The sequence below is a fragment of the Streptomyces sp. NPDC008313 genome, from assembly GCF_042956125.1.
GTDB lineage: Bacteria > Actinomycetota > Actinomycetes > Streptomycetales > Streptomycetaceae > Streptomyces.
In genome coordinates this window covers 164,699-176,572 of the sequence record NZ_JBIBFR010000001.1, presented here as the reverse complement: position 1 = coordinate 176,572, position 11,874 = coordinate 164,699, and the positions used below count along the sequence as shown (strand labels likewise).

Below are 11,874 nucleotides of genomic sequence, written 5' to 3'. Positions count from 1 at the left end.
GTACGCCGTCACGGCGCGGCGCCCGTCATCCCGGGGCGTCGTGCCGCGATACCCCCTGCCCGAAAGCACCATGCACTTACGAAGAGGACCTCCATGCCATCCCTGTCCCCATCCCTGCTCGCGGCGGGAACACCCGCGCCCGAGGCCCCCGTTCACACCGGCGGCATCCTCCCCCTCATCGGGGGAACCGGCGGACTGCTGACGGTCGCGGCGCTCGGCATCCTGCTGCTCCTGTGGCTGATCATCAAGGTCAGACTCCAGCCGTTCGTCGCCCTGCTCACCGTCTCCATAGCCGTCGGCCTCGCGGCCGGGCTCTCGGTCACCGAACTCTTCGGCACCGTCCAGAAGTCCGCCGCCGTCTCCGTCATCGAGTCCGGCATGGGCGGCATCCTCGGCCACGTCGCCATCATCATCGGCCTCGGCACCATGCTCGGCGCGATCCTGGAGGTCTCGGGCGGCGCCGAAGTCCTCGCCTCGCGCCTGCTGAACCTCTTCGGCGAGAAGCGCGCCCCGCTCGCCATGGGCCTCACCGGCCTCATCTTCGGCATCCCGGTCTTCTTCGACGTCGGCATCTTCGTCCTCGCGCCGATCGTCTACGCGGCCGCCAAGAGGTCCGGCAAGTCGATCCTGCTCTACTGCATGCCGCTGCTCGCCGGCCTCTCGATGACCCACGCGTTCCTGCCCCCGCACCCCGGCCCCGTGGCCGCCGCCGGACTCCTCCACGTCGACCTCGGCTGGATCATCCTGATGGGCGTCGTCGTCGGCATCCCGGCCGTCCTCGCCGCCTGGGGCTACGCCGCCTGGATCGGAAAGCGCATCTTCGTCGCCGTACCGCAGGACATGGTCGAGGCCGCGGAGGAGGCCAAGGCGGCCGTCCTCGCCGAACAGCGCGAGGCGGGAGTGGCCCCGCAGGAGAAGCCGGTACCGCTCGGCACGGTCCTCGCCATCATCGGTACGCCCCTGGTGCTGATCCTCGCCGCCACCTTCTCCTCGATCGCCCTCGACCCCTCGACGGGCCGCTCGGTCATCGAGTTCTTCGGCAGCCCCTTCGTCGCCCTCACCATCGCCCTGCTCCTCGCCTACTACCTTCTCGGCATCCGGCGCGGCTGGTCCCGCAAGTCCCTCGAGCGGGTCTCCACCTCGTCCCTGAAGCCGGTCGGCAACATTCTTCTCGTCGTCGGCGCGGGCGGCATCTTCGGCGCCGTCCTCAAGGCGAGCGGCGTCGCCCAGGCCCTCTCCGACACCTTCAACGACGTCGGCCTGCCGGTGATCGTGCTGTCCTACCTGATCTCCGTCGTCCTGCGCGTCGCCCAGGGCTCGGCCACGGTCGCCATCGTCACCACCGCCGGCATCGTCGCCCCGCTGCTGGCCGAGGGCGACCACTCGCAGGCGTTCACCGCGCTGGTCATCATGGCGATCTCGGCGGGCTCGATCTTCGCCTCGCACGTCAACGACGGGGGTTTCTGGATGGTCGCCAAGTACTTCGGCATCTCGGAGCGCGACACCCTGAAGTCCTGGACGGTGCTGGAATCGGTCCTGTCGGTGGCCGGCTTCGCGGTCGCGGCGGCGGTGAGCCTCGTCGTGTAGGCCACGCGGCGGTGCCGGCGGTGCCGCGTCGTGTAACCGCCGTATTCCGAAACGGGGGCTGGCTGTTCCCGGCACAGGATCTTCGACCATACTGCCCGCTGTGGAGCAGCGCATAGGTTCGAAAAGCCAGCCCCTGGACGCCGCCGCGGTCGACCCGGCGTACATCCCCGGCCTCACGGCCCCGGCGCCCGCGGCGGCGCCGGGCGACGGCGAGCCGACCTCGAAGGAGGAGGAGCCGCCCCCGGCCGCGGACGCGGGAACCGGCGCGGAGGCCTCCGACCCGGCCCCCGAGTCCGACGCGGCCCCCGAATCCGCCTCGTCCGCCGAGTCCGATGCCGAGCCCGACGGCCCCCTCTTCGAGGCGTCGGACCGCCGGGCCTCGATACGGGCCGACCACAGCGGCGTACGCCTCCGCCTGGACGACCAGGAGGCGGAGTTCCGCTGGGACGAGATCGGCGCGGTCGAGACGGAGACGCCGCGCTTCGGACGCCGGTTCACCGTGACCGTGCACACGCCGGAGCGCCGCTGGTACCCGATCGAGATCGAGGCGACGTCCCGGAGCCGCTTCAAGGAGTGGGAGGCCCAGCTCGACGCGGTCCTGGACGCGTACTTCGAGGACGGCACGGACGACGAGGAGACGCCCGGCCCCGAGACCGAGGCCGCAGAGGCCGGCGAAACCGGCGAGGCCGAATCCGAGAAGGAGCCCGAGGAGGCCTGACCGGCGCTTCCGCGCGCTTCCCCGCAGCCCCTTCATTCCTTCATCCCTTCACGGTATGCCCTCTTGTGCCGGGGCGGCCGTTGCGCTTCCTTGATTCACATGGCCGAGACCACTGGGAAGTCCGGGGAGTTCGGGAACCCGACGCAGGAGGGGCCGCCGCCCACGGCGACGGGGGAGGGGGCTGCCCCTCCCCGCAGGTCGAGCTGGAAGTACATCGGGCCGGGGATCGTCGTCGCGGCGACGGGGGTCGGCGCGGGCGACCTGGTGGCGACGCTCATCGCGGGCAGCAACTTCGGCTACACGCTCCTGTGGGCCGCCGTACTCGGCTGTCTGGTCAAGATCTCCCTGGCGGAGGCGTGCGGCCGCTGGCACCTCTCGACCGGGCGCACGCTCTTCGACGGCTGGGCGAGCCTGGGCCGCTGGACGACGTACTTCTTCGTGGTCTACGTCGTCATCTGGGGCTTCGTCTACGGCGCGGCGGCGATGTCGTCGAGCGCGCTGCCGCTGCAGGCCCTGTTCCCCGACGTGTTCCCGTCGGACTGGTCGATCAAGCCGTGGGCGATCATCTGCGGGCTGGTCGGCCTGGTCTTCGTCTGGTTCAACAAGTACGCGGTGTTCGAGAAGGTCATGACGGTCCTGGTCGGCGTGATGTTCGTCGTCACGGTCTACCTGGCCGTCCGGGTCACGCCGAACCTGGGCGACGCCTTCGCGGGCCTGCTCCCGGTCCTCCCCGACGAGAAGGACTCGGTCCTCAACACCCTGGGCCTGATCGGCGGCGTCGGCGGCACGATCACGCTGGCGGCGTACGGATACTGGGTCAACGCGAAGGGGTGGACCGACACCGGCTGGATGAAGGTGATGCGGCTGGACAACCGCGTCGCGTACATCACCACGGGCATCTTCGTCGTCGCGATGCTCTTCGTCGGCGCGGAGCTTCTGCACTCCGCGAACGTGGCACTGGCGAGCGGCGACAAGGGTCTCCTCCAGCTCAGCGGCATCCTGTCGGACAAGTACGGCACGGCGACGGCCAAGTTCTTCCTGATCGGCTTCTTCGCCACGTCGTTCACGTCACTGATCGGGGTGTGGCACGGCGTGAGCCTGATGTTCACGGACTTCGTGGAGCGGTACCGGTTGGAGCGTGCGGGGGCCGGCGCCTCGGTCACCGGGGACGACGTGGCCACCGGCCGCAGGGAGAAGAGCTGGGCGTTCCGCGCGTACCTGCTCTGGCTGACGTTCCCGCCGATCGTCCTGCTCTTCCAGGGCCAGCCGTTCCGCCTGATCATCCTGTACGGGGTCCTGGGCGCGGCGTTCATGCCGTTCCTCGCCCTGACCCTGATCTGGCTCCTCAACTCCCGGCGCACGCCCACCGAATGGCGCAACGGCCCCCTGAGCAACGCGATGCTGACCGTAGCGGGCCTGCTCTTCCTGGTCCTCTGCGTCAAGCAGATCTGGGACCAGCCCTGGTCGGACTTCCTCTGACCGCACCCACCTCAAAGCAGGTGATCGGCCTTGCCGTCCTTGATGTCCCGGATGAGCGTCCGCAGCGCGTCGCGGGTATCGGTGAGGTAGGTGTCCTCGGCCCCGGCTATGGCGATGTAGCCGTTGCCGTCCTGGTCGGTGCCGAGGCGGAAGCAGCTGGCGCCTTCGCCACAGAAGGGGTCTTCCCACGTGATGTCGTCCATTGTGCTCTCCTCAAAGGTCGTTGGCGATATCCCGGATGAAGTCACGTGATGACTCGGGTGACAGTGCAATGCGCTCCATCCAGTCCAAGTGGGCACGGTACTTGGCCAACTGTGCCTGCTCACTCAGGAAATCTGGGCCGTGCGAGCTATCGACCTGGGCAGTGTCCAGCTGGGGGACGGGGCCTTGGAGGTAGTTGACTGTCTGCCCGGCTCCGGGGAACGTGCCCGCGCTGAACGGGATGACCAGCAAACGCACCGTCGGTCGTTCGCAGACGTCGAGTAGGTGATCGAGCTGAGCACGCGCGATCTTCCGGCCGCCGAACTGCATGCGCAGCGCGGCCTCGTGAACGACACCCACGTATGCAGGCGGGGTGTCTCTCTTCAGTACCTGCTGCCGCTCCGCCCGGAAGGCGAGGCGTAGGGCGACCTCGTGCTCCGGTAGCGGCGGCAGAACGGCCCTGAAGAGCTCGAGTGCGTGGTCGCTCGTCTGGAACAGCCCTGGGATGTGCGCGGTATGGGCTGTACGCATACGAACCGCATATGACTCTACTTCGGCGATGTCCAGCAGTCCCGGGGACAAGGACCCCCGGTAGCGCTCCCACCAACCCCGCCCGGTGGGGTGGGCCAGATTCACCAGGGCATTGACGTAGGCCTGGTCCGAGCAGTCGCAGTTGCAGGCGAGGGTGCGCAGACGTTCCGGACTGATGCTTCGGATGCCAGTCTCGATGTTGGAGATCTTCGCCCGATCGAGCCCGAGCAGAGCGGCGGCCTGCTCGGCTGTTATCCCTGCGGCCGTACGCATCTTGCGTAGTTCGCTGCCCAGACGCCGCTGACGCTCTGTGGGTGCTGTCCTCGGTGGCATGGCCTTCCTTTCGGGAGGTTCGCCAGCAGTCTGCCGCGAGCGTGCCCCGTCCCGCCACGAACGGGTTAATTATCTGGGACAGGTGGCAATGTAACCATGTTTGAGCCTACGTTCAGTGACGCACGATCACGCATGACGCATCGGAAGCGCATCGCGCGAGGCTGCCCGCGTTCTCCTCCCCTGGGAGGGGCGGCCCCGTGTCAGGGAGACAGGCCACCCGTCGTGCGGCCCACAACCACCGCCCTCACCCCGGGAGTTCGCCATGCCGCCATCCTCGTACGCCTCCACCTGCCCCGTTCCACCCCCACCTCCAGCCCCTTCCTCCACCTGGGAGTGCCACCTCCACCTCACCAACGACCCGCGAGCGCCCCGCATCGCCCGCCGGACGGTCCGCTCGGCCCTCCTGGACTACGACTACGCACCCGCCGTGGCCGACACGGCGGAGCTGCTGACCTCGGAGCTCGTCTCGAACGCGGTGAAGCACTCCGACGGCCCCGTGACCGTCCGTCTCCGCACCCGCCCCGGAGTCGTCCGGATCGGCGTGATGGACAACCACCCGGAACTCCCCGACCCGCTCCCGTGCACCCCGGACCAGACCTTCGGCCGAGGCTTGTTCCTCCTCGAAGCCCTCTCCGACACCTGGGGCCGCTATCCCCTGGCCGACCGCTCGCGGAAGGTGGGCTGGAAGGTGGTCTGGTTCGAACTGTCCACCGCAAAAAAGTGAGCGCAGCCAGAGACCGGCAGATGTGGGCCAGCCCTCACCCCCGCGACCACGCGTTCACGGCCCGGCCCGTGGCCCACATCTGCCGATCAGGGCACCAGCCCAGGCGGGGACTACTGGAACGGCAGGTTGAGCCAAGGACTGCCGGGGTCGGACATCAGGATCCGGTGAGCGGAAGCCATGGTCTCGTACCAGTCCCCGAACTCCTCGTCGTCGAAGTGAAGGCAACGGCCGAGGATGTACCCGGCGGAGAAGTCCTGCCACGATCGGTAGGAGAGGGAAGCGGTCCGGCCGGCCTGAACGACGGCGGCCTCCGCCTCCTGCATGGTGCCGAAGCGGGCGCCGAGACCCCACCGGGCCATCTTCGAGGCCCGCCCGAGGTCCCACGCGTCCACGGAGGTCACGTACCGGTTCTCGTCCAGGACACCGTCCGCGCGCATCCGCGCCTCGTACCGCGTGATCCGGCCGATGAGCCGCTGTACGCCTTCGATCTGCGCGTCGATCGCCGGGCCGGACCGTGGTTCCGTCTTCGACACGCCCTCGGGGGTGAGAACGACGCTGCCTTCCGGACGCCCACGGAGCACGTCGCCCACGGCTTGGCGCCAGTAGCCGACGTCGACGTGTCCCCCGAAGTCCCGGGCGATGGAGCGGCGCAGTCTCAAGGCGAACTCCCAGACAGGGCTGGACGCCTCGCAAGCGAGGAGACTGCGCAGATGGTGCTGCCACTGCTCGCGCGTGGTGATGCCCCACCACTCGCGAAGTCGTGTGCGCTCGCCCTGGTACCCCGAGCCGTGCCAGGCCAGAGTGTTCCAGAGCGAGCCGTTGTTGACGCACAGCAGGGCGCCGCAGGCCAGACCGTGGGCCACCGGCCCGTGCAGCACCCCGCCGATGGCGAGACCGCGCAGACGCATGCCGAAAGACTGATCGCCCAGGCGCTGAGCGATCTGCGACCACTCCGTCGAATGTGGTGGACCGTACGGCAGAACCGCTTCGGAGGGGCTTCCAGGGTTGATCACGAGAGTCGGCGGACGGTGGGCGTTCCAGTCGCCGCTCAACCAGAAGAGGCTGACCTGGGCGAAGACCAGGTCGGGCTGAGGGGCGGGCAGCATCCCGTCGGTGAAGACTACGCGCCAACGGGCGCCTGTGCGTGGGTCGTGTGCGTCGTGCGGGTAGTAGAAATCGGGATCGGCGTCGACCTTGTCACGATGGACCTGGAAATAGAGGCGGGTCTTTGCAAGAGTCGCGTAATAACCCGCCCAGTCGCCGCGCATCTTGGCCTGGTACAAATCCCGCTCAACTTCGGTCGGATGAGTCCATCCGGGCGGCGCGGGGAATTCGAAAGCTTTAGCTTTCTCCTTGGAGGGTTGCGTGTCCATTGCGGCGCCTCGGAATCTTCCTATCCCATATTCCGCTGGATAACCTTTAGACGTCACGTGACCTTTTGCTTCAGGTGGCGTCTCACTCGATTCCTCTCAACGGGCCGAACTGGGATGGGCTCCTGGTACCCCCTTCATCTTCATGCCATTTACAATGCGTCGCGCATAGGTATGACTCCCCTTCATTGAGAAGAAAGACCTTTCCGTGTGTTGAGTTCGGCGGAATGATTACGTCTTGGTGTCCCGCCTCTTCAGGCGATACCTCGGTGATGGTGAGGTGCCGCATATTCGGCACGAGATGCATCATCTCAACATTCGAAAACAGAACGTCGATGCGCGTGGCGGATCCCTTGACGTTCACACTGCGAAGAAGCAGTTGTGAGTAGCTAACAGTGTAGTGCCATACGCGAAATGGGCGTCGCCATTCTGCGATCTTCTGCAATTCTCTCATCCTCCGAGGTAGTCGGGCATAGGTAGTGGAATCTTCTTGCCATCGTGGTAGAAGTCTATGCTATCCCACGTTCGGTTCCCTCTTTTGACAGCGTCGCCAACGATTGCCATTTCGCGTTCTGTCGTGTACCAGTTATCGCCCTTTCCGCGCCTGTATGCGGCCTCGAACAGCTCTGCCACATCGTCGGTAAGCTGTCCCCCTAGACCCCGAAATCCGTCCGTTACAATGTGTAGTCGAACGTGGGGTCTTTCGTGGGCCACATCACGGACGTTGGCCAGAGCCCCGTCCCTATCGTCGTTAAGAAAATGAGTGAAACCTCTATCTTCGGCGAAGCGCCGAAGGTCGCCTTCGTCCCTAGTGCCCAGGGCTACGTTGTCCGGGCACGGCTCCGGAGCCAAAGCAGCGTGATCGCTCCATATGTGCGGATTGTGAACGTAAGTTGCGGGATTCGGTGCAGGGGCCAGGCCCAGCGGATCCGCCGATACATACCGTCCCGTCTCCGGGTCGTAGTGCCGGAAGTAGTTGTAGTGCAGGCCCGTTTCCGGGTCGTAGTACTGGCCGGGGAAGCGGAGGGGGGTGTAGGTGGTGCTGTTGGCGGACCAGGCTGTCGTGCCCCAGAGGGTGCTGCGGGTTCGCCAGGCGATGTCTCCCTGTTCGTCCAGCAGTTCCGTGGGCGTGCCGACCAGGTCGGTGACGATCGCGAAGAAGCGGGAGTCGATCTCGGACTGGGGGGCGTCGGCCGCCGTGATGCGTTCCGTCTGGGCGAGGGGGCGCAGGCCCTGGTGGTCCCAGGTGAGGGTGACCGGGTGGGGGAGGGCGTCCGAGGTCGTCGTCTGTTCGCAGAGGACCGTGCCGTCCCAGGTGAACAGCACCTGTTCGGCGACTGATCGGCCGTCCGGGGACAGGCGGGACTTGGAGGTGCGGCGGCCCAGGGGGTCGTACGTGTAGCGCCAGCGGGTGCCGTCCGGGGTGATCACCGACGTCAGGCGGTCTTCCGCGTCCCACTCGTAGCGCCAGGTGTCCGGGCGGCGGGAGAGGCGCGGCTTCTGGCGGAGGGTGACGCGGCCGAGCGCGTCGTGCTCGTAGCGGACCCGGCCCGCCCGGGTGATGCGGGTGCCCGTGTACGCGCGCGATCCGGTCGCCTCGGCGCCCGGGTGGTCCGCCGGCCACTCCGCCGCCGTCTGGTTGCCCGCCTGGTCGTAGGCGTACGTCTCCGTCCAGTTCGCGGCGTGCACCGCCGTGACACGGCCTGCCGCGTCCAGGTCGAAGCGGCGGGGCCCGGAGAGCCGGTCGTCGATGCCGGTCACGTTGCCGTCGGCCCGGTAGGTGTACGTCCGGTGCTGGACCGTGCGGGCGCCGGCGCCGGTCACCGATTGCGTCGTCAGGCGGCCCAGTGCGTCGAACGCGTGCTCAAGGGTGACCGTGTCGCCGATCCGGCGGGCCAGCTCCTGGCCCGCCGCGTCGTACGTGAAGTCGAGGGAACGGCCGGAGGCGACCATGCCCGTGCGCCGTCCCGCCGCGTCGTACGACCAGGTCGTCGTCGCCCCACCAGGGGTCGTGCGCGCACGCCTGCGGCCCTGGGCGTCGTACGCGTGGGTGAGCCGGCGGCCGTTCACCGTCTCCGCCCGCAGCCGGCCCGTCCCGTCCCGGTCCAGGACGAGTTCGGTGTCCGGATCCGTCGCCCGGCGCAACTGGTCCGTCGCGTCGTACTCGTACGTCGTGATCCGGCCCGCCGCGTCCTTGCGCACGACCTGGCCCAGCGCGTTCCGGGTGAACGTCACGGACTGGCCCAGCGTGTTCGTGCGGGACGTCAGGCGGCCCGCCGCATCGTGCGCGTACGTCAGGGCGCGGTCGTCGAAGTCCCGCTCGGCGACCAGTCTGCCCGCGGCGTCGTACTCGTAGGTCCAGGTCAGCCCCTGCGGGTTGGTGACCTGGGTCAGCCGGAGTTCCTTGTCGTGTGCGAACTCGTAGCGCACGCCGTTCGGGCCCGTGCGGGCGGTCATCAGGTCGAAGTGGGTGTACTCGAAGCGCGAGACCGCGCCCATCGGGTCGGTGTGGGTGGTGCAGTTGCCCTCGCCGTCGTAGGTCCAGGACTCGTACGTGCCGTCGGGGGCCGTACGCCGGGACAGGCGGCCCTCCACCGTCCACGCGAGGCGCGTCGTGGCGCCCAGAGGGTCCGTGATCGCCGTCGGTCTGCCGAAGGCGTCACGCTCGTAGAGGGTCACCGCGCCGAGAGGGTCCACGAGCCGGACCGGCAGGCCCCGCGCGTCGCACTCGACCCTCGTCACGTTCCCGAGTGCGTCCGTCACCGACACGGGACGCCCGGCCTCGTCGTACGCGAACGACGTCGTCGCGCCGGACGGGTCGGTGACCGACGTGCGGTTGCCGCGCTCGTCGTACGTCTGGTGCGTGACCGAACCGCTGGGGTCGACCACCCGGACGGGCAGCCCGAGGTCGTTGTACTCGGCGCTCGCCTCCCGTCCGTCCGGGCGGACGACCGACGTCAGGTTGCCGGCCTCGTCGTAGCGGAACGACGTGGTGTGGCCCAGCGGGTCCGTACGGGACAGGAGGCGGTTGTAGCGGTCACGCTCGAAGCGGGTGACCTCGCCCAGGGGGTCGGTCTCCGCGACGATCTGGCAGTGGTCGTCGTCCACCAGGTAGCCGTAGACGTGTCCGGCGTCCGTCGTCGCCGTGGTCGTCCGCAGTCCGGTGTCCGGGTCCCGGTCGCCGTATGCGAGGCGCAGCCGCATGTGGCCCTCGTCGCCGCCCTCGGCGACGCACCGGTCCCGCTCGTCGTACTCGTAGGAGTAGCCGCGGTCGTTCGTGTCCGTCCACGAGGTCACGCGGCCCGCGTCGTCGTACGTGAACCGCAGCGGGCGGCCCGAGGAGTTGACGACCTCCGTGAGGTCGCCCTCCTCCGAGTAGCCGTAGCGGAGCACCTCCTCCTGCGCACCGGCTCCGTCCAGGTGCAGCGCCGTGATCCGGGACGCCTCGGTGGTGATCCGGACGCGGTAGCCGCCGCTGTGCGCGATGCCGGTCGGGGTGCCCTCGGCGTCGTAGGCGAAGGTGATCCAGTTGCCGTTGCGGTCGTCGATCTGCTCAAGCAGCGCGTGGTCGGGGGCCTGTTCGGCGAAGCGCAGCACACGGCCCGTCTGCGGATCGGTGATGGTGTACTCGCCGTCGGGCAGGGCACGAAGGGGCCAGCGCGGTCCGTGGCTCGGGAGAACGGGCGCGTCCGCTCCTGGACGCGGGTAGGCGAGGATCAGCCCGTCCTCGCTGAGGAAGACGACGCGGTCGGGTTCGAACTCCAGACGCTGGTCCGCCGTGCTCGACCAGGACGGCCCGAACCAGCGGCCGGCCCGGTACCCGGACTGCACACGGCGGCGGAAGACCAGGGGCAGCGCGCCGGGGAGTTCCAGGTCCGTCTGCGGCAGGTACATCGTGCCCGTGGCGAGGTCGACGGGGTCGGTGGGGTTGGCCTTGGCGCGCTTGTCCCCCGGTTCGCTCTTGGCGGCCGGACCGTCCTTGTCGAGGTGCTCGCCGCCCGAGCCCAGCCCCTTCGTCCGCTTCCCGGCCTTGAGGGCGTCCAGCTCCTTGCCGATGACCGTCCTGCCCAGCTTCACGGCGCTGCCGAACCCGGCTGTCGCGCCGAGGTAGCCCAGCATCCGAACCGGGTCCTTCTGGAACTCGTCCCAGGTGCTCGCGGCGTTGTCGTAGACGCCTGCCGAGAACTCGACGGGATGGCGGACCGCGCCGATGCCGCTGTCCAGCATCATCGCGCCGTCGTGGAGGAAGGCTTCCGGTTCCATCAGGACGCGGACCGGGCTGAACGTCATGACCAGGTCGAGCATCTCGGTTCCGGCGTCCTTCGCGCCGGAACCGAGCCTCTTCCAACCGCTCGGTTTCTTCGGGGCCTTTTCGGCCGCGGTGCCGAGCCGGGTACTCGCGGCGCGCGCGGCGTCCTCGACGTCGCCCTGTGCTGTGATGATCAGCCCGCACAGTTCTTCCATCAGGGCCTTGCCCGGATCGGACGCGGGCGGCTTGGTAGTGGCGGAGGAGGTGTCGCCCGCCTTCAGGGCCGTGTCGTAGTCGGAGACGGCCTTCGCGTGGTCGCGGGCCAGCTCCCTGGCCCTGGGAGCGTCGTGTTCGAGGATGCCCGCCGTGAGGCGCTGTGCGGCATCGAGTACGTCCCGGTAGGCCAGGACGGCCGCCCCCGCCTCGACGAACGCGTCCACCGCCCCGTCGAGCTCCTTGGGTAGCCGCTTCACTGCGCTGCGGAACGCCTCGGCCGCCTCGCCCTGCCACGAGTCGGTCTTGAGCAGGCGCAGTTTCTCCGCGCCCTCGCCGAAGTGGGCGGCCGCGCCGGCGACCTTCTCGATCAGCAGCGTCAGCTCGGAGGGTTTGCCGGGCATCCAGTCCTGGACCGTGTCGTCCGCGCCGATCCACATCCTGCGGCGAAGCCGCTTCTCCGTCATCG

The 11,874-nt window shown here is 68.5% G+C and carries 8 protein-coding genes; 4 read left to right on the top strand and 4 right to left on the bottom strand.

Going from position 1 to position 11,874, the window contains the following annotated elements; all coding sequences use genetic code 11:
* The first annotated feature begins 93 nt into the window (after positions 1-93).
* From ACFY93_RS00805 to ACFY93_RS00795, 3 genes are all read left to right on the top strand, one after another.
* Positions 94-1,587: a gluconate:H+ symporter gene (locus ACFY93_RS00805; RefSeq protein WP_391352363.1), complete on the top strand. Its 1,494-nt coding sequence runs from the start codon at positions 94-96 to the stop codon at positions 1,585-1,587.
* A 100-nt stretch (positions 1,588-1,687) separates the two neighbouring features.
* Positions 1,688-2,305, top strand: coding sequence for a hypothetical protein (locus tag ACFY93_RS00800; protein ID WP_391352361.1), 618 nt, complete (start codon positions 1,688-1,690; stop codon positions 2,303-2,305).
* Positions 2,306-2,404: 99 nt separating this feature from the next.
* Positions 2,405-3,784 (top strand): Nramp family divalent metal transporter, encoded by a 1,380-nt coding sequence (locus ACFY93_RS00795; RefSeq protein ID WP_391352359.1) that lies wholly within the window; start codon positions 2,405-2,407, stop codon positions 3,782-3,784.
* 11 nt (positions 3,785-3,795) lie between these two features.
* On the opposite strand, the gene ACFY93_RS00790 is transcribed toward ACFY93_RS00795, so the two are convergent.
* Both ACFY93_RS00790 and ACFY93_RS00785 read right to left on the bottom strand, forming a co-directional pair.
* Positions 3,796-3,987: a hypothetical protein gene (locus tag ACFY93_RS00790; RefSeq protein ID WP_391352358.1), complete on the bottom strand. Its 192-nt coding sequence runs from the start codon at positions 3,985-3,987 to the stop codon at positions 3,796-3,798.
* A 10-nt stretch (positions 3,988-3,997) separates the two neighbouring features.
* The gene (locus ACFY93_RS00785; RefSeq protein WP_391352357.1) at positions 3,998-4,849 is read right to left on the bottom strand and encodes a Scr1 family TA system antitoxin-like transcriptional regulator; all 852 of its coding nucleotides are present in this window, start codon (positions 4,847-4,849) and stop codon (positions 3,998-4,000) included.
* Positions 4,850-5,111: 262 nt separating this feature from the next.
* Between ACFY93_RS00785 and ACFY93_RS00780 the strand changes: the two genes are divergently transcribed.
* Complete coding sequence (locus tag ACFY93_RS00780; RefSeq protein WP_391352356.1) at positions 5,112-5,573, top strand: ATP-binding protein; 462 nt, start codon at positions 5,112-5,114, stop codon at positions 5,571-5,573.
* Between the two features lie 110 nt (positions 5,574-5,683).
* On the opposite strand, the gene ACFY93_RS00775 is transcribed toward ACFY93_RS00780, so the two are convergent.
* Positions 5,684-6,841 (bottom strand): DUF1266 domain-containing protein, encoded by a 1,158-nt coding sequence (locus tag ACFY93_RS00775; RefSeq protein ID WP_391352353.1) that lies wholly within the window; start codon positions 6,839-6,841, stop codon positions 5,684-5,686.
* A 552-nt stretch (positions 6,842-7,393) separates the two neighbouring features.
* On the bottom strand, positions 7,394-11,872 hold the full coding sequence (locus tag ACFY93_RS00770) for a DUF6531 domain-containing protein (protein WP_391352352.1): 4,479 nt from the start codon (positions 11,870-11,872) through the stop codon (positions 7,394-7,396).
* Between the last annotated feature and the right edge of the window lie 2 nt (positions 11,873-11,874).

Excerpts from the sequence above, each read along its gene's own strand:
- ACFY93_RS00805 (WP_391352363.1), top strand. The coding sequence starts at position 94 with ATGCCATCCCTGTCCCCATCCCTGCTCGCGGCGGGAACACCCGCGCCC.
- ACFY93_RS00795 (WP_391352359.1), top strand. The coding sequence starts at position 2,405 with ATGGCCGAGACCACTGGGAAGTCCGGGGAGTTCGGGAACCCGACGCAG.
- ACFY93_RS00790 (WP_391352358.1), bottom strand. The coding sequence starts at position 3,987 with ATGGACGACATCACGTGGGAAGACCCCTTCTGTGGCGAAGGCGCCAGC.
- ACFY93_RS00785 (WP_391352357.1), bottom strand. The coding sequence starts at position 4,849 with ATGCCACCGAGGACAGCACCCACAGAGCGTCAGCGGCGTCTGGGCAGC.
- ACFY93_RS00780 (WP_391352356.1), top strand. The coding sequence starts at position 5,112 with ATGCCGCCATCCTCGTACGCCTCCACCTGCCCCGTTCCACCCCCACCT.
- ACFY93_RS00775 (WP_391352353.1), bottom strand. The coding sequence starts at position 6,841 with ATGCGCGGCGACTGGGCGGGTTATTACGCGACTCTTGCAAAGACCCGC.
- ACFY93_RS00770 (WP_391352352.1), bottom strand. The coding sequence starts at position 11,872 with ATGACGGAGAAGCGGCTTCGCCGCAGGATGTGGATCGGCGCGGACGAC.